At 70.3% G+C, this 17,807-nt stretch carries 16 protein-coding genes; 12 read left to right on the forward strand and 4 right to left on the reverse strand.

Going from position 1 to position 17,807, the window contains the following annotated elements:
- The first annotated feature begins 115 nt into the window (after positions 1-115).
- The 6 genes from GGD88_RS07285 (at position 116) to GGD88_RS07310 (ending at position 3,435) form a co-directional block, all read left to right on the forward strand.
- Positions 116-592, forward strand: coding sequence for a Panacea domain-containing protein (locus tag GGD88_RS07285; RefSeq protein WP_184433497.1), 477 nt, complete (start codon positions 116-118; stop codon positions 590-592).
- Entirely contained in the window at positions 558-917 is a 360-nt protein-coding gene (locus GGD88_RS07290) for a hypothetical protein (RefSeq protein WP_184433500.1), read from the forward strand. The genes GGD88_RS07285 and GGD88_RS07290 overlap by 35 nt, the downstream gene beginning before the upstream one ends.
- Before the next feature lie 94 nt (positions 918-1,011).
- Positions 1,012-2,232, forward strand: coding sequence for an argininosuccinate synthase (locus tag GGD88_RS07295; protein WP_184433503.1), 1,221 nt, complete (start codon positions 1,012-1,014; stop codon positions 2,230-2,232).
- 147 nt (positions 2,233-2,379) lie between these two features.
- Positions 2,380-2,649 carry a DUF4160 domain-containing protein gene (locus tag GGD88_RS07300; protein WP_184433506.1) on the forward strand — a complete coding sequence of 90 codons (270 nt, stop codon included), beginning with the start codon at positions 2,380-2,382 and terminating at the stop codon, positions 2,647-2,649.
- Positions 2,650-2,660: 11 nt separating this feature from the next.
- Complete coding sequence (locus tag GGD88_RS07305) at positions 2,661-2,915, forward strand: DUF2442 domain-containing protein (protein ID WP_184433509.1); 255 nt, start codon at positions 2,661-2,663, stop codon at positions 2,913-2,915.
- Positions 2,902-3,435 (forward strand): hypothetical protein, encoded by a 534-nt coding sequence (locus GGD88_RS07310; protein ID WP_184433512.1) that lies wholly within the window; start codon positions 2,902-2,904, stop codon positions 3,433-3,435. The genes GGD88_RS07305 and GGD88_RS07310 overlap by 14 nt, the downstream gene beginning before the upstream one ends.
- Before the next feature lie 32 nt (positions 3,436-3,467).
- Here the strand turns inward: GGD88_RS07310 and GGD88_RS07315 are convergent, their stop codons facing one another.
- Both GGD88_RS07315 and GGD88_RS07320 read right to left on the reverse strand, forming a co-directional pair.
- Positions 3,468-7,109 (reverse strand): hydantoinase B/oxoprolinase family protein, encoded by a 3,642-nt coding sequence (locus GGD88_RS07315; RefSeq protein WP_184433515.1) that lies wholly within the window; start codon positions 7,107-7,109, stop codon positions 3,468-3,470.
- A gap of 113 nt (positions 7,110-7,222) precedes the next feature.
- Positions 7,223-8,083, reverse strand: a complete 861-nt coding sequence (locus GGD88_RS07320; protein ID WP_184433518.1) for a branched-chain amino acid aminotransferase — start codon at positions 8,081-8,083, stop codon at positions 7,223-7,225.
- A 254-nt stretch (positions 8,084-8,337) separates the two neighbouring features.
- Between GGD88_RS07320 and GGD88_RS07325 the strand changes: the two genes are divergently transcribed.
- From GGD88_RS07325 to GGD88_RS07340, 4 genes are all read left to right on the forward strand, one after another.
- Positions 8,338-9,039 carry a hypothetical protein gene (locus tag GGD88_RS07325; RefSeq protein ID WP_184433521.1) on the forward strand — a complete coding sequence of 234 codons (702 nt, stop codon included), beginning with the start codon at positions 8,338-8,340 and terminating at the stop codon, positions 9,037-9,039.
- Between the two features lie 217 nt (positions 9,040-9,256).
- A complete protein-coding gene (locus GGD88_RS07330) occupies positions 9,257-10,093 on the forward strand; it encodes a substrate-binding domain-containing protein (protein WP_184433523.1) in 837 nt (278 codons plus the stop codon).
- 10 nt (positions 10,094-10,103) lie between these two features.
- Positions 10,104-13,928, forward strand: a complete 3,825-nt coding sequence (locus GGD88_RS07335; RefSeq protein ID WP_184433526.1) for a PAS domain S-box protein — start codon at positions 10,104-10,106, stop codon at positions 13,926-13,928.
- A gap of 66 nt (positions 13,929-13,994) precedes the next feature.
- The gene (locus GGD88_RS07340; protein WP_184433528.1) at positions 13,995-15,149 is read left to right on the forward strand and encodes a response regulator; all 1,155 of its coding nucleotides are present in this window, start codon (positions 13,995-13,997) and stop codon (positions 15,147-15,149) included.
- 16 nt (positions 15,150-15,165) lie between these two features.
- Here the strand turns inward: GGD88_RS07340 and GGD88_RS07345 are convergent, their stop codons facing one another.
- Together GGD88_RS07345 and GGD88_RS07350 are read right to left on the reverse strand one after the other, a co-directional pair.
- Positions 15,166-16,098, reverse strand: a complete 933-nt coding sequence (locus GGD88_RS07345; RefSeq protein WP_184433530.1) for an aldo/keto reductase — start codon at positions 16,096-16,098, stop codon at positions 15,166-15,168.
- Positions 16,095-16,868, reverse strand: coding sequence for a 3-deoxy-manno-octulosonate cytidylyltransferase (locus tag GGD88_RS07350; RefSeq protein WP_184433532.1), 774 nt, complete (start codon positions 16,866-16,868; stop codon positions 16,095-16,097). The genes GGD88_RS07345 and GGD88_RS07350 overlap by 4 nt, the downstream gene beginning before the upstream one ends.
- A gap of 173 nt (positions 16,869-17,041) precedes the next feature.
- Between GGD88_RS07350 and GGD88_RS07355 the strand changes: the two genes are divergently transcribed.
- Together GGD88_RS07355 and GGD88_RS07360 are read left to right on the forward strand one after the other, a co-directional pair.
- Positions 17,042-17,398, forward strand: a complete 357-nt coding sequence (locus tag GGD88_RS07355; protein ID WP_184433534.1) for a type II toxin-antitoxin system RelE/ParE family toxin — start codon at positions 17,042-17,044, stop codon at positions 17,396-17,398.
- A 41-nt stretch (positions 17,399-17,439) separates the two neighbouring features.
- Positions 17,440-17,778, forward strand: coding sequence for a helix-turn-helix domain-containing protein (locus tag GGD88_RS07360; protein WP_221237044.1), 339 nt, complete (start codon positions 17,440-17,442; stop codon positions 17,776-17,778).
- Positions 17,779-17,807: the final 29 nt, after the last annotated feature.

Consider the following 17,807-nt stretch of genomic DNA (forward strand, 5'->3'; position numbering starts at 1 on the left):
GTGGGCGCCCGAAGCGGCAAGGGGCGCGCACCGATCACCACGTGTGCGCGATTTTGCCTCGCCTGCCGCCGCAGTTGGCCTTACCATGGGTCACCAGCCGGGGAGGGATGAGGCCATGTACAGCGCCATCACCATCGCCGATGAGATCCTCAAGATCGCCAAGCGCGCGGGGCGCGCGCTGACGCCCCTTCAGCTCATGAAGCTCGTCTACATCGCGCACGGCTACAGCCTTGCGGTCCTGAATCGCGATCTGTTTCCGGATCGGATCGAGGCCTGGAAGTATGGTCCCGTGATTCCCGACCTCTACCGGGCGACGAAACGCTTCGGGCGCCGGGAGATCCCCTTTTCCTGCATCGACGATGGAGACACCGCCGTCGATTCCGAAACGCGCCAGTTCCTAGAAGAGGTTTTCTCAAAGTACGGGCACTTGAGCGGTTATGCCCTCTCGAGCCTGACTCACCGCAGCGGCACGCCCTGGGATCGGGTGTACAGGGACGGTGCCTTCGGGTTGGAGATCCCGGATGACCTGATCCGCGACCACTACGTGATGTTGGCCCATGAGCACGCCCAGGATCCCGGGGCCACCGCCTGACGCGGAGCGCGCTCCCCGCTGGGCCGAGGACACCACGGCCCGCAAAGAGGTCCGGTACTGGGCGGACGAGGAAACCCTGCGTGGTCAGAGGGCCCTGAACGACCTTTGGTGGCTGCGGACCTACGGTTGGGCCGTCGTGGCGCTGACCGCGATCATCGCCGCCGTTTTCGGGGCTGCGATCGTTGTCTGGGCCGTGCACCACTTGGCGCCTGAATCCTGGCGCTGGCTCACCGAGCAGCAGCTTTCGAAGATCCAGTCCCTGGTGTTCAGCGGCACATTGGGGGCCATCGTCTCGGCGGTGCTCCAGAAACAGCTCTCACGATAGCGCAGCTCGGTGCGCCCCTGATCTTGTTCCACGCCGCCGTTGCCCTATACTCCCGGCCTTTCTCCGACGGTCCGGAACGCAAAGGCACGAGGACATGAGCACAGGCACGGGCAAGAGCGACGTCAGGAAGGTGGTGCTGGCCTATTCGGGCGGCCTGGATACCTCCATCATCCTGCGCTGGCTGCAGGACACCTACGGCTGCGAGGTGGTGACCTTCACCGCCGACATCGGCCAGGGCGAGGAACTGGAGCCGGCCCGCAAGAAAGCGGAAATGATGGGGATCAAGGAGATCTTCGTCGAGGACCTGACGGAAGAGTTCGTGCGCGACTTCGTGTTCCCGATGATGCGCGCCAACACGCTCTACGAGGGGGTCTACCTACTCGGCACGTCCATCGCCCGGCCGCTGATCGCCAAGCGCCTGATCGAGATCGCCGAGGCCACCGGCGCCGACGCCATCAGCCACGGCGCCACCGGCAAGGGCAACGATCAGGTGCGCTTCGAGCTGACCGCCTATGCCCTCAAGCCCGACGTCACCGTGATCGCGCCCTGGCGCGAATGGGATCTGAACAGCCGCGCCACGCTGATCGCGTACGCCGAACGCCACCAGATCCCGGTGCCCAAGGACAAGCGCGGCGAGGCGCCCTACTCCATGGACGCCAACCTGCTGCACGTCTCCTACGAGGGCAAGGCGCTGGAGGACCCCTGGGTCGAGCCCGACGGCGACATGTTCCGCATGACCGTGAACCCGGAACAGGCCCCCGACACCCCGGAGTATGTCGAGATCGACTTTGAGCGGGGCGATGCCGTGGCCGTCAACGGCGAACGCCTGACCCCGGGGGCGTTGCTGCGCCGCCTGAACGACCTGGGCGGCAAGCACGGCTGTGGTCGCGTCGATCTGGTCGAGAACCGCTTCGTCGGCATGAAGTCGCGCGGTGTGTACGAGACCCCGGGCGGCACCCTCTTGCTGACCGCGCACCGGGCGATGGAGTCCCTGACGCTGGACCGCGAGGCGGCGCACCTCAAGGACGAGGTCATGCCGCGCTATGCCAAGCTGATCTACAACGGCTTCTGGTATGCGCCGGAGCGCGAGGCCCTGCAGGCGCTGATCGACCACACCCAGGCCGGGGTGACCGGCACCGTGCGCCTGAAGCTGTACAAGGGCAGTGCGACCGTGGTCGGCCGCAAGGCGCCCAAGAGCCTGTACAGCATGGAGCACGTCACCTTCGAGGAGGACGCGGTCTACGACCAGCACGACGCCGAGGGCTTCATCAAGCTGAACGCCTTGCGGCTGCGCCTGGGCCGGCTGACGCGGTAGGCAGGCCCGTCCGGCCCTCCGCTGGCGCGGGCGTGCGGCGCCGGTGGTGCTGTACACGCTGGCGTGAGGGGCGGGATAGCGCGGGAGCGTTCTCGACCGGCGGCGGGCCTGGGATGGCGGATGCGGTCAACCGATCGCGGGTGAGCAATGCCAACCATCAGTATGTTCTATGGTATCCTGGTTTCGATGTATGTCCTGGATACCGACAAGCATCATCTGCCCCACATTCACGTGCGCTACAATGAGTTCAAGGCTGTCCTGGGCATTCCAGAAGGCGAGGTGCTGGACGGTGGGTTGCCGCGCCGCCAGATGAAGCTGGTCCAAGCCTGGATCGAACTGCGGCGGGACGAGTTGATGGCGGACTGGACGCTCGCCAGCGAAGGCCAGACGCCGTTCAAGATCGATCCATTGCGTTAGGAGGCCGGCCCATGAGCCCGGATGCCATTTCCGTGACGCCCCACCCGGACTTCACGCTGGAAGTCACCTTCGCCACCGGTGACCGGCGGCGGTTCGACATGAGGCCCTATCTCGCGTATCCGGCCTTCGCCCCGCTGGCCGAGACCGGGCTGTTCATGAAGGCCCACGTCGTGAACGGCGTGGTGACCTGGACCGACACCATCGACCTGTCGCCGGATACGCTGTGGATCAAGGGGGAGAGGGTGGAGGGGAATGTCATTGGGTAGCTTGACTTGGGAGGCGGTGGCGGCTCTTTATGCCTCCGTTGTTGCAACGGCCGCGCTTGCGCTGGAATTAAGGCGATGGTTCGTTTCTGGTGTTCGCCTCACTTTATCGGCCAGCTATCCGATGATAGCCATCGGCATTCCCGAAGCGAAAAACAGAGATTACTTAATTTTGTTTGTAGAAAATAGAGGCGACAAGTCAACTACAATAAAATGCATGCACTTACGCAATCGACGTTCCATAAAGCATGTTCTGAAAAAACAAAAAAGTTGGCATGCATTTGTTCCTCATCCGTCCATAAGTCCCGATGAACCTGGAGTCCCGCATTTATTGAGCTCAGGAGGGAAATGGGAGGGCGTGATTGAAGTGAACGAAGAGCTTAAAAGATGCATCGAGTCAGGTAACCTGCAAGTCGGTATTGGCGCCACCCATGCCAACAAGCCTGTATTTATTTCAGTAAAGCCGAGTACCCCGCAGGGTGAGTCTGACCGCTGCGAACGAGGCGGGCGACGCACCGGCTGATAGTGCGTCGCGCGTTTCGGCCCGGACGCCTCCTACCCCTCCCCATACCCCCCGCCGCCCGGGGTTTCGATGACCAGCACGTCGCCCGGGGCCATTTCGGCCGAGCCGGTGGCGGAGAGTGCTTCCACCGTGCCGTCGGCGCGTTCCACCGCGTTGCGGCCGCAGGCGCCGGGCTGGCCGCCGTTGAGGCCGAAGGGCGGCACCCGGCGGCGGTTGGACAGCACGGCGGCGGTCATCGCCTCCTGGAACCGCAGGCGGCGCACCACCCCGTCGCCGCCCCGGTGCGCGCCCGCGCCGCCGGAGCCGTGGCGGATGTGGAAGTCCTGCAGCCGCACCGGGAAGCGGCTTTCGAGAACCTCCGGGTCGGTCAGGCGGCTGTTGGTCATGTGGGTGTGCACGGCCGACGCACCGTCGAAGGTCGGGCCGGCGCCGGCGCCGCCGCACAGGGTCTCGTAGTACTGGTGGCGGGCGTTGCCGAAGGTGACGTTGTTCATGGTGCCCTGCGCGGCCGCCATCACCCCCAGCGCCCCGTACAGGCAATCCACCACCGCCTGGCTGGTCTCCACGTTGCCCGCCACCACCGCCGCCGGATAAGTGGGGTTGAGCATGCAGCCTTCGGGCACGCGGATGTCGATCGGCTTCAGGCAGCCCTCGTTCATCGGGATCGGCTCGTCGACCAGGGTCCGGAAGACGTACAGCACGGCCGCCCGGGTGACCGGCAGCGGCGCGTTGAAGTTGCCGGGCTGCTGCGGCGCCGTGCCGGCGAAGTCCACGGTGGCCCGGCGCGCGGCCCGGTCCACGGTGATGGCGACCCGGATCACGGCGCCGTCGTCCATCTCGACCCGGAAGGTGCCGTCCTGCAGCACGTCCAGCACGCGGCGCACCGTTTCCTCGGCGTTGTCCTGCACGTGGCCCATGTAGGCGCGGACCACGTCCAGCCCGAAGTGGTCCACCATGCGGCGCAATTCCCGCACGCCCTTCTCGTTCGCGGCGATCTGGGCCTGGAGATCGGCGATGGTCTGGGCCGGGTTGCGGGCCGGCCAGCGCCCGCCCTCCAGCAGCGCGACCAGCGCGTCTTCCCGGAATCCGGTCTCGGCGTCGACGAGATGGAAGGCGTCGATCAGGACGCCCTCCTCCTCCACCGTGGCCGAGTGCGGCGGCATCGACCCGGGCGTCAGGCCGCCGATGTCGGCGTGGTGGCCGCGCGCGCCGACGTAGAACAGCAGGTCGCGCCCGGCGTCGTCGAACACCGGGGTGACCACGGTGACGTCGGGCAGGTGGGTGCCGCCGTTGTAGGGCGCGTTGGTGACGTAGACGTCGCCGGACCGCATGGCCGCCCCGTGCACGGCCACGATGGCGCGCACCGACTCGCTCATGGAGCCCAGGTGCACCGGCATGTGCGGGGCGTTGGCGATCAGGTTCCCGTCGGCGTCGAACACGGCGCAGGAGAAGTCCAGCCGCTCCTTGATGTTCACCGACGTGGCGGTGTTCTGGAGCGTGGCCCCCATCTGCTCGGCGATGTTCATGAACAGGTTGTTGAACACCTCCAGCATCACCGGGTCGGCGCCGGTGCCGATCGCCTCGGTGCCCGGCCGCGCTGTGGCGCGGTCCAGCACGATGTGGCCCTTGCCGGTGAAGCGGGCGCGCCATCCGGGCTCGACCACGATGGTCCCGGTGGGCTCGACCACGATGGCCGGGCCGGACACCACGTCCCCCGGCAGCAGGTCGGCGCGGTCGTACAGCGGGGCGCCGTGCCAGGCGCCGCCGCTGAAGAGTCGCACCCGGTCGCGCGCCGCCGGCGGGCCGTCGCGCCCGGGCAGGTCCAGGTCCGCCTCCTCGATGCCGACGCTGGTGGCGATGGTCTCGGCGGAGACCGCCTCGATCACCACCGGCTTGTCGAGCCCGAAACCGTAGCGCGCCCGGTGCGCCTCGGCGAAGGCGGCGGCCATCTCCGGCACCGGGCCGGCGTCCACCGCCAGCGCGGTGTCCGAGCCCTGGTAGCGCAGGTGGGCCTTGCGCAGCACCCGGCTGGCGGCGGCGTCCAGGCCCTGGCGGGCGATGTCGGCGCGGCCGGCCTCGGCCAGATCGTCGAGCACCCGCACCGCCTCGGCCGCCCCGGCCTCGTCCAGGGGCGCGCCCACGGTGCGTTCGCCCATCGCCCGCACGTCCGCGAGCCCCATACCGTAGGCCGACAGCACCCCGGCGAAGGGATGCAGCACCACGGTGTCCATGCCCAGCGCGCCGGCCACCAGGCAGGCGTGCTGCCCGCCGGCGCCGCCGAAGCAGACCAGCGCGTATTCGGTGACGTCGTAGCCGCGCTGGATGGAGATCGTCTTGATCGCGTTGGCCATGTTCTCGACCGCGATCTTCAGGAACCCCTCGGCGACGTCCTCGGCCGCGCGGCCGTCGCCGATGCGCGCGGCCATGGCGGCGAAGCCGGCGCGGGCGGCGTCGGCGTCCAGCGGTGCGTCGGCGCCCGGGCCGAAGACGCGCGGGAAATAGGCCGGCTGGATCTTGCCCAGGACCACGTTGCAGTCGGTGACCGCGAGCGGCCCGCCGCGGCGGTAGCAGGCCGGGCCGGGATCGGCCCCGGCGCTGTCCGGTCCGACCCGGAAGCGGGCGCCGTCGAAGTGCAGGATGGAGCCGCCGCCGGCCGCCACGGTGTGGATACGCATCATCGGCGCCTGCACCCGCACCCCGGCCACCTGGGTATCGAAGGTGCGTTCGTACTCGCCATCGTAGTGCGACACGTCGGTTGAGGTGCCGCCCATGTCGAAGCCGATCAGCTTGGTATAGCCCGCCATCTCCGCCGTGCGCACCATGCCGACCACCCCGCCGGCGGGGCCGGACAGGATGGCGTCCTTGCCCTGGAACAGGCGGGCGTCGGTCAGGCCGCCGTTGGACTGCATGAACATCAGTCGCACATCGCCCAGATCGGCGGCGACCCGGTCGACGTAGCGGCGCAGGATGGGCGACAGGTAGGCGTCCACCACCGTGGTGTCGCCGCGCCCGACCAGCTTCATCAGCGGGCTGACGGCGTGGCTCACCGAGACCTGGGGAAACCCGATGGTGCGGGCGATCTCCGCCACCCGGGCCTCGTGGGCGGGGAAGCGGTAGCCGTGCAGGAAGACGATGGCGGCGGACCGGATCCCGGCGTCGTACGCGGCCTGGAGGCCGGCGCGGGCGGCGGCCTCGTCCAGGGGCGCGATCTCCTCCCCCGCGGCGGTGACCCGGCCGGGCACCTCGACCACGCAGGCGTACAGCATCTCCGGCAGCACGATCTCGCGCGCGAACAGGTGCGGCCGGTTCTGGGTGCCGATGCGCAGGGCATCGCCGAAGCCCTGGGTGGTGACCAGAACCACCGGATCGCCGGTGCGCTCCAGCAGGGCGTTGGTGGCGACCGTGGTGCCCATCTTGACCGCCTCGATGCGGTCGGCGGGGATGGGGTCGTCCGGGCCGACGCCCAACAGGTCGCGGATGCCCTGCAGGGCCGCGTCGGCGTACTGCTCCGGGTTGTCGGACAGCAGCTTGTGGGTGACCAGCCGGCCGTCCGGGCGGCGCGCCACCAGGTCGGTGAAGGTGCCGCCGCGGTCGATCCAGATCTGCCAGCGGTCGGCGTGGCCGGCGGCGCGGGGGGCGGTGTCGGCGGCAGCGGTGGCAGCGGTGGCGGGCATGGGGTCTCCGGCGGTCGACGTGGACGGCGAAAGTCCTCCGTTCGTAGACCGGACCGCCCCGCCCTGGCAACGATGGGGGACCGGACGGGGCGCGACGCCGCGACGGCCGGCCGCTACACCTTGAAGCGGTTCGACAGCCGGCCGTGGGCGAAGTCCCAGTACAGCTCGCGCGCCCGGCGCGCGAACGGGCCGTAGATCAGTTCGCGGTCCTCGTAGCGGCGCACCGGCATGACCTTCAGGTGGTTGCCGGTCGAGAAGATCTCGTCCGCCTCCATCAGGTCCTCGGGCGCGATCTCGCGCTCCAGCACCACGTGGCCGTCGAGCCGCAGCAGCTTGAGCACGCGTTGGCGCGTCACCCCGTTCAGGAACGTGCCGCTGACCGCCGGCGTGCTGACCACGCCGGCCTTGGCCATGAACAGGTTGGCGGTGGCGAACTCGGCCACGTTGCCCCAGGGGTCGGTCAGCACCGCATTGTCGAAGCCGCGCGCCGCAGCCTCGCGCAGGGCGCGGCCGGCCAGCGGATAGAGGCAGGACGCCTTGCAGTCCACCGGCGCCTGATCCGGGGCCGGCCGGCGGTAGCTGGACAGGCAGGCGGTGAAGCCGCCCGGCTCCTTCATCGGCGTCTCGACCAGGGTCAGGATGAAGCGGGTGCTGTCCGGATCGGGCGAGACCCAGCCCTCCTCGCAGTAGAACAGCGGCCGGATGTACAGCTCGGCGTCGGCGGGGAAGCGCGCGATGCCCTCGCGGGCCAGCCGCTCGATCTCGGTGGCGTCCACCGGCGGGCGCATGCCCATGCGCACGGCGGACTCGACGCAGCGCTGGCAGTGCAGGTCGAGATCCGGGGCCACGCCCTCGAACGCGCGGGCGCCATCGAAGACGATCGACGACAGCCACGTGGCATGCGTGAGCGGACCCAGAACGGGAGGGTTGCCCTCCAGCCACTCGCCGTCGACATAGCTCCAGGCCTGGGTCATCGCGCCGCATGCTCCTCTTGACGGGGCCGGGGACCGCGCCGGCGCGGCCGTGGGCCGGATGGGGACGCCCCGGGGCCGGCGGCACGGTGGCGCCCGGCGGCCGGAGCCCGGTCTGGCGGCCCGCCGGAGCGGGGCGGCGCGCCGCCAGCTTCGGTGTAGTATGGCGCGGGGCCGGGCCGCAAGTATCCTGCGCCGTCCGACGCCGCGACCGCCGGCCGCCGGCGCACCACCACCCCATCACGGGACCGCGTGACATGCACGACCACGAGTTCGGGACGGCCCTCGCGAGACGGCACCTGCTGCGCGGCGGCCTCGGCCTGCTGGTTGCGGGCACCTGGGCCGGCGCGGCGGTTGCCGTGGCGCCACCGCCGGGCCGCAAGCCCGCGCCGCCGGCCGGGATCGGCCCGCGGGCACCGGCGGCGCCCGTCCGGCCGGTCCGCCCCCCCGGCCCCGACGACCCGATCAAGGTGTTCGCGCCCGACACCTGGGGCTACCGCCTGGAGCTGCCGGCCGACTGGACCGTGGACACCCCGGCCCCCTACACCGTCGTCCTGTCCGGGCCGCAGGGCAGCGATGCGTATTTCGCACCCGTCAGCGTACAGAACCGGCGCGCCCCGCGGCCGGACAACCCGGCGGCCTCGGCCGCCGCGGTCCTGGCCGCACACCGGGAGGCCCTGCGGGCGCGCTATCCGCGCCTCAGGGTGATCCGCGAGACCCTGTTCCGGCCGCCCCCGGGTGCGGCCGACGGCGGCCGGGCGGATCTGCCGCCCGGGCGCCAGCTGGTGGTGGACTGGCCGGGCGAGGGCGGCCCGGTGCGGCGCTGGGCGGTGGCGCGACCCCGGCCCCGGGCGGCGGTCGTGCACCTGTGGACCTACACCGCCGAACGCCGCCTGTTCGACGCCTACCTGCCCATCGCCCGCGCCATCCTGGACGGCTGGCGGCTGCTGGAGCCGTGACGGCCGTCGGGGGGGGATGACACGGCCGCCGCGTCACCCTGGCTGTCACTCTGAGACGCCAACCGACGCTCCGGGCGCCATGATCGCCCCCGAAGGGCTGGCGAACCGCAGGCGGGGCGTCGGCCCAGGCCCCTTTTCACGCTGGCATTCCGCTTGCTTGCGCGCATGGGGTGCGGCGGCGTCCGCCGCGCTCGCCCCCTCTTGCCGGGTCTCCTCCATGCGTCTGCCGTCCGCCGTCTCCGCCCTGGCCGCTGCGGCACGCCACCGGGTTGTCTGCATCGGCCTGCTGATGATGCTCGCCCTCCCCGGCTGCGACGCCTCCGACACCCGCACCGCATCTGACGACCCGACGCCGCTGCTCATCTACTGCGGCGTCACCATGCTGCATCCGATCCGGGCCATCGCCGAGGTCTTCGAGGCCGAGACGGGCGTGCCCGTCGTCATCAGCCAGGGCGCCTCCGCGGATCTGTACCGCAGCCTGGAGACGGCGCGTCTCGGCGACATGTACTTTCCCGGGTCCCTGTCCTACCGCATCGACAACCTGCACGCCGGCCTGCTCGGCGAAGGGGCGCATGTCGGCTATAACGTCGCCGCCCTGCTGGTACGGGCCGGCAACCCGAAACGGATCCCTGCGTCCTTGGCGGCGCTGACGGATCCGGCGCTGGCGGTGGTCGTCGCCAATCCCGACAGCGGCAGCATCGGCCGCGAGACCCGGCGCATCCTGCGGCTGGCGGGGCTCTACGACGCGGTGCTCCGGAACACGGTCCTGATGGCGACGGACTCGCGCAACCTCAATCAGGCGCTGCTGGACGGCAGCGCCGACGTCGTCCTGAACTGGCGCGCCACGGGGCGCTTCCCGGAGAACCAGCCCCACGTCGAGGTGCTGGACATCGACCCCGCCCTGGCCGCGCGCAAGAAACTGGTCATCAACCTCCTGACCTTCTCGCAACAGCCCGCGCTGGCGCGGCGGTTCATGAAGATGGCGACCTCGCCGCGCGGGCAGGCCATCTTCCGCGACGCCGGGTTCATCGACGCCCGCGGCCGGACTGGGTGAGGGGGGCACCATGGGCGGACCCTCCACCACCGCCACCGGCGGAATCCCGACGCGGCCGATCCTGGTGCTGTTCGTGGTGTACGTGTTCGGCGTGCTGGCGCTGGTCGGCCTCGAGGTCGGGTTCTCCCGGCTTATCGACGACCTCAACGCCGAATCGCGCAACGAGAGCAACCGCGTCCTGATCGGCGAGGTGCTGGTCAAGGACCTGGTGCGGCTGGAGGCGCTGACCTACCGCATGGCGGCGGCCTCGGCGAACCGGAAGGGCCGGGTCTGGGTCCGGGCCGCCATCCAGGACACGGTGGACAACCTGCGCAAGGCCCTGGCCGTGCTCCAGGCCGGCGGCGTGCTGCGGCGCGAGGCCCGCCTCAACATCGAGACCCAGAGCGTCATGCACCGGATGATTCGCTACGAGCGCGGCGACACCGGGGACCCGTTCGTCCTGGAGGTGATCGAGATCAGTCCGAAGCTGGACGACGTCGAGCGCCTGGCCGATGCGTTGATGACCCGCCTCAATCGTCACGACCGCCTGCGGCAGACGGCCGAGCCGCAGGCCTACATGGAGCTGGAACGGGATCTGGAACGGTTCATGGCGGGCCTGCCGCCGCGGTTCATGCGCATGAAGGAGAACGCCAACCGGTTGTTCTTCCGAAGCCAGCAGCGCCTCGCCGATCTGACCCGCGACATCGCCGACCGCACCGAGACCTACCGCGTCGCCCGCATCGGCCTGTCCACCGCGGTCATCCTGTTCGTGATCGCCACCGGGCTCTGGATGCTGCGCTCGGTGCGCAGCACCAACCGCCGCCTATCCGAGATTCAACGCGACCTGGAGTTCCAGAAGTTCGCGCTCGATCAGCACGCCATCGTCACCGCCACCGACCGCAACGGCACCATCACCTATGCCAACGACAAGTTCTGCGCCATCAGCGGCTATGACCGCGACGAGGTGATCGGTCAAAGCCACCGCCTGGTGCGCTCGGACGAGCATGATACGGCCTTCTTCGCCGCCCTGTGGCACACCATCACCGCCGGCCGGGTCTGGCACGGCGAGGTCAAGAACCGCACCAAGGACGGCGGGTTCTACTGGGCTGCCGCCACCATCGTGCCGTTCCCGGACGAGCACGGCACGCCGTTCAAGTACATCGCCATCCGCACCGACATCACCGAGCGCAAGCGGATCGAGGCCCGCTTCAGCGACCGCAACCGCTTCCTGGGCAGCCTCACCGATGCCATGGGCGAAGGGGTCTTCGCGCTCGATGCGGACGGCCTGTGCACCTTCGTCAATCCCGAGGCGGAACGCCTGCTCGGCTGGACCTGGGACCAGCTTCTCGGCCAGGACATCCACGCCATGGTGCACCTCGACTGTACCGGGGAGACGGCCCTGCCCCGGCAGCGGTGTGCCGCGTTGCAGGCCGTCGCGCAGGGCCAGTCGCATCGGTCGGACACGGAATGCTACCGCCGCGCCGATGGCTCCCGGTTCCCGGTGGCCATCACCGCCGTGCCGATTCTGGAGGCGGGCCGCATCACCGGATCGGTGACGCTGTTCCAGGACATCTCCGAGCGCAAGCGCGCCGAGGAGGCCATGGCGCAGGCCCGCGCCGCGGCCGAGCAGTCGAGCCGCTTCAAGAGCACGTTCCTGGCCAACATGAGCCACGAGCTGCGCACGCCCATGAACGCGGTGATCGGGCTCAGCCACCTGGCCCTTCAGACCGAGTTGTCGCCGCGCCAGCGCGACTACCTGGAGAACATCAGCACGGCGTCCCAGAACCTGCTCGCCATCCTGGACGACATCCTCGACTTCTCCAAGGTCGAGGCCGGCAAGATGACGCTGGAGCGCGTGCCGTTCCGCCTGTCCGAGGTCCTGGACACGGTGGTGACCCTGATGCGGCCCAAGCTGCGCGACAAGAGCCTGACGCTGGACGTGCGGGTCGCGCGCTCGGTCCCGGACCAGCTCCTGGGCGATCCGGTGCGGCTGTCGCAAATCTTCACCAACCTCATCGGCAACGCGGTGAAGTTCACCGCCGACGGCGAGGTGACGGTCAGCGTCACCCTCGATGCGCCGGCCCCCCCGGACGGCGGCGCGCCGCGCTTGACGTGCGCGGTGCAGGACACCGGCATCGGCATGACGGCGGCCCAGCAGGCGCGGCTGTTCCAAGCTTTCACCCAAGTGGACAGCTCGACCACGCGCCGCTTCGGCGGCACCGGCCTGGGCCTCGCGATCTGCCGCGAAATCGTCACGCTGATGGACGGCAGTATCGGCGTCGAAAGCGCACCAGGGGTGGGCAGCACCTTCCGCTTCACGATCCCGCTCGCCGAGCCCCCGCCCGAGGCCCGGACGCCATCGCTGCCGGTGGCCCTGGCCGGGGCGCGGGTCCTGCTGGTGGCGGCGCCCGGAGCGGTGCGCGAGAGCCTGGTGCTGATGCTGGAGCGGCTCGGCCTGGGCGTGGAGACGGCGGCCGACGCGGCCGAGATGGTCGTGCGCATGGCGACCGCCGCCGCCCGCGCGCCGGATGGCGATGGCGTCCTGCGGCTGGTGGTGCTCGACGGCGCGCTGCGGGACGAGGCCGGCCGGCCGATCGGCGAGCGCCTGGCCCACGATCACGCCCGGCCGCCGCTGATCGTGATCGACGACGACGAGCCGCGGGCCGATCCCCCGCGCATGACGCGCCTGCCGGTCCCGGTGACCGAATGGGGCCTGCGGACCGCCCTGCTGCGCCTGACCGGTCACGGCGGTGACGACGCGGCCGGCGGGGCGGATGCGGAGGAGCAGCGCAGCCGCGCCAGTCTGGCCGGGGCGCGCGTGCTGCTGGTCGAGGACAACCCGGTCAATCAGACCGTGGCCGCCGAACTGTTGCGCACCGCCGACATCGAGGTCCTGGTGGCGGATACCGGCCTGGAGGCGTTGGAGATGCTGGACCGCGAGCGCGTGGATCTGGTGCTCATGGATATCCAGATGCCCGGCCTCGACGGTCACGAGACCACGCGCCAGTTGCGCCGGCGCTGGGACGCCGACGCGCTGCCGGTGATCGCCATGACCGCCCACGCCATGGCCGACGACCGGGCGCGCAGCCTGGACAGCGGTATGAACGACCACATCACCAAGCCGATCCATCCGCCAACCCTGTTCTCCACCCTGGCGCGCTGGCTCAACCGCGATTTCGTCGCGCCGCAGGCGCCGGCGCCGCTCGACGACACGCTGGAGACCGAGATCCTGCACACCCTCAGCAAGGACATCCTCGACGTCCTGGACGTGCGCCAGGCGTTGCGCTCGGTCTCGGGCAACGTCGATCTGCTGCGCCGCCTGCTGATCGACTTCGGCCGCAATCAAGGCGTTCAGATGTTCGTGTTGCAGCAAGCTTGCCGTGCCGGCCGCCTGCAGGAGGCGCGCCAGATCGCCCATACCCTCAAGGGCACCGCCGCCACCATCGGCGCCGCTGCCGTCTCACGCCGCGCCGCCGCCCTGGAGGCGGCCCTGGACGGGCCGGCGCCGCCTCCGCAGATCCTGGTGGACCGGCTGGGCGCGGCGCTGTCGCCGCTGCTGCGGGCGATCCTGACCCTGGACCAGGGACGGCACCAGACCGCCGAGGCCGAGGCTGCGCCCGCGCCCGCGGGGGCGACGGCCCCCACCCTGGGCGCGATCATCAACACCCTGCGCGCGGCGCTCCTGGCCGCCGATCCCGGCGCCGAGCGGCACGCCAAGGCCCTGGTGCAGGCCGCCCCGCCGGCCCTCAAGGGGCGGGCACGGGCCGTGCTCGCGGATGCCGAACGCTTCGATTTCTCCGAGGCCCTGACGGCCCTGTGCGCGCTGGAAGCCGAGCTCGCCGAGGCGGCGAGTTGACCCGAGCATGCCTGCCCACCGCCCGGCCACGATCCTGCCAGGCACGATCCCGCTAAGGATGCCCTGATGACGACTGCCTCCGACTCCCGGCCCCTGGTTCTGGTCGTCGACGACGAGCCGATGAACATCAAGGTCCTGGTCGATCTTCTGGAAAACGACTACCGCTTGGCGGTCGCGAAGACCGGCCACCAGGCCCTGCAACGCCTGGAAAGCGGTCCGGTCCCGGACCTGATCCTGCTCGACGTCATGATGCCGGGCATGGACGGCCATGACCTGTGCCGGGTCATCAAGGGCACCCCGCGCTACGCCGACATTCCGGTGATCTTCGTCACCGCCCTGGCCGACGCCGGCGACGAGGCCCAGGGCTTCGCGCTGGGGGCGGTGGACTACCTGACCAAGCCGATCTCGCCGGCGGTGACCCAAGCCCGGGTGCGGACGCATCTCAAGTTGCGCCAGGCACGCCGCGTGCTGGAGGACTACAGCCATACCCTGGAGGCCGAGGTCCGCCAGCGCAGCGAGGAGCTGATGGCCCGGACGCGCGAGGTGGTGCAGGCTCAGGACGTTACCATCCGCGCCCTGGCGTCGCTGGCCGAGACCCGCGACAACGAGACCGGCAACCACATCCGGCGCACCCAGCATTACGTCCGCATTCTCGCCGAGGCCCTGGTGGCGCATCCGCGCTTCGCCCCGCACCTGGACGGCGACACCATCGACCTGCTGTTCAAGTCGGCGCCGCTGCACGATGTCGGCAAGGTGGGCATCCCGGACGCGATCCTGTTGAAGCCGGGCCGGCTGACCGACGACGAGATGGCGATCATGAAGAGCCACGCCGAGCTGGGACGACAGGCGTTGCTGGCGGCGGCCGAGGACGGCGACCCGCACCGGGTCGGCTTTCTGCGCTTCGGCTGCGACATTGCCGGCGGCCATCACGAGAAATGGGACGGCTCGGGCTATCCACGCGGTCTGGCGGGTGAGGACATTCCCTTCGCCGCCCGCCTGATGGCGGTGGCGGACGTCTACGACGCGCTCATCTCCCGGCGCGTCTACAAGCCGGCGTTCCCGCACGACAAGGCCATGGCGATCATCCGCGAGGGCCACGGCACCCACTTCGATCCGGCGGTGGTCGAGGCCCTGCTGGCGCGGGAGGACGAGGTGCGGGCGATCGCCACCCGCTACGCCGACCCGGACACGGACACGAACCCGGACACGGACACGACCTGACGGCGACGGCGCCGGGTCAGGTCGCGGCGTGTGCCCGGGTCACGGCCGCCCGCACATCGTCCGGCAGCGGCCGGGCCGCGGCCTCGGCGAGGGCGGCGATGTGGGCCGGGTCCGTGGTGCCGACCACCGCCGACGCCACCCCGGGATGGTCCAGCACCCAGGCCAGCGCGAGTTGCGCCGGGGTCCAGCCGGGCGCCGTCAGCGCCGGCCGCAGCGCCCGCGCCCGCAGCAGCGGCGCCGGCCCATGGCGCAGCGCGCGGGCCAGGTACCACAAACCACTGGGCCGGGTCAGCCAGCGCGCCAGCGGCGGCGCGAAGGCCATGCGGGCCAGCGGTCCGGCCACCAGGACGCCCTGGCCGGCGGCCTGCGCGTCGGCCACCAGGGCGGCGCTGCGCGGCTCCATCACCGACAGGAACGGCATCAGCACGTCGAACGGCGCCATCCCGATGGCCTGGCGGATCACCGGCGCGAAGCCGTTGATGCCGAACAGCGCCACCTTGCCGGTGGCCCGCAGGTCCTCCAGGGCGCGCCGCAGGTCGTCGGTCAGGTCGTCCGGCGCGGGGCCGTGAAGCTGGAGCAGCGGCAGCCGCTCCAGGCCCAGCGCCCGCAGGCTGGCCTCGGCCTGGGCGATGACCGACTCGGCGCGGAACTCCTTGACGAGCCGGCCATGGCGGTCGCGCACCGTGCCGGCCTTGGTCCCGATCAGCAGCGCCTCGGGATCGGCGCCCAGCTCGCGCAGCAGCCGGCCGAGACGGCGTTCGGCGTGGCCGTGGGCATAGGAGGCCCCGGTATCGAGCACCGTCACCCCGGCCTCCAGGGCCGCCGCGAGCACCGCCCGCGCGCGCGCCTCGGCGAACCGGGGCTTGGCCCAGTAGCTGGCGCAGCCCAGGCCCAGCACCGAGACCGACCGGCCGGTGCGGCCCAGCGGTCGACGGGGCAGGCCGCTCATCGGTCGGCGGACGGTCGCGCCGCCAGCAGCGCCCGCGCCCGCTCCAGGTCCGCCGGCGTGTCCACGCCGAGCGGGACGGTCTCCACCAGCACGGCGTCGATGCGCATGTGGTTCTCCAGCGCGCGCAACTGCTCCAGGCGCTCGCGCTGCTCCAGAACGCCCGGCGGCAGCGTCACGAACCGCGCCAGCGCGGCGCGCCGGAACGCATATAGGCCGATGTGGTGGTAGTGCGGCCCGTCGCCGGACGGGATCGCCTGGCGGCTGAAGTACAGGGCCGGGCCGACGCGCTGGCCGGGCGCCAGCGCCACCGCCGCCTTGACCACGCCGGGGTCGGCCAGTTCCGCCGGATCGGTGATGCGGGCGACGGGCGTCGCGATATCGACCGCCGGGTCGGCCAGCGGCGCCAGGACGTCGCGGATCAGCACCGGATCGAGCGTCGGCAGGTCGGCCTGTACGTTGATGACCAGATCGTGGTGGCCCTCCGGGTCCACCGCCTGGACCGCGGCCCACACCCGGTCCGAGCCCGAGGGCAGGTCGGGATCGGTCATGACCGCTTTGGCACCGGCGCGGGCGGCGGCGCGCGCCACCGCCTCCTCGCAGCAGGCCACGACCACCGGCCCCAGGTGGGCGGCCAGCGCGCGCTCGACCACGTGGGCGATCATCGGCTTGCCGGCGATGTCGGCCATCGGCTTGCCGGGCAGGCGGGACGAGGCCATGCGCGCGGGCAGCACGATCAGCGGCGGTTGGGAGCGGAGCGGCAGGCGGGGCATGGCGGGGGTCTCGGCTGAGGCGGACGCGGCCCTTGTGGCACAGGCGCGTCGCGGGGGGAAGGCGCGATGGGGTGTCGGGGCCGGGAGGACCGACGCCGAGGTCATGTCTTGACGGCTGATATCTATTTCGATATCAAACCGCAACGGGAACCAACAGGCGGGGTCACCAAGTTATGCCGGTGTTCAGGCGTTTGGCTTGGGCGAGCGGGACCAAGCAAAAATTGAAGGAGATGCCAGATGCCGTTCGCGACACTATCGGCTACGCCCTTCACCTCGCACAAAGCGGCGGCAAGTCCCCCAGGGCGAAACCTCTCACGGGCTTCAAAGGGGCTGGCGTGCTGGAGGTCGTGGCCGACCACGATGGCGATACCTATCGGGCTGTCTATACGGTCCGATATGCGGATGCCGTGTATGTTTTGCATGTGTTTCAGAAAAAATCCAAACGCAAAGCCGAAGTTCCCGCCAGCGACATGGACCTTATTGAAAAGCGTTTGAAGTTCATTGAGCAAGAAAGAAAACACAAGAGCTGACTCGATTTATTATGTAATTTTTCGGTTGATGGATGGGTGATATGACACATGATATGACGGAGTTCGAGGCAGGTAGTGGCAACGTCTACGCCGACCTGGGCGATCCCGACGCGGACACCATGCTGCGCAAGGCCCATATCGCCATGGCCATCGAGGATCGCATCCAGGCGCGCGGCTTGACCCAGCGCGCCGCGGCGGCGCTCACCGGCATCCCGCAACCGCGTCTGTCGGCCCTGCGCAACGGCCGCTTCCGGGGCATCAGCGAAACCCGCATGCTGGATGCCTTGCGCGCTCTGGGCAGCGACGTCGAGGTGATCGTTCATCCCCCGCGCAACGAGGAGGGACCCGGTCGCATGACGGTGACCTTCGCGGCCGAGTAGGACCACCAAATTGCCGCTCCCGCCTTGAT

This window comes from Roseospira goensis, assembly GCF_014197795.1.
Classification (GTDB): Bacteria; Pseudomonadota; Alphaproteobacteria; order Rhodospirillales; family Rhodospirillaceae; genus Rhodospira; species Rhodospira goensis.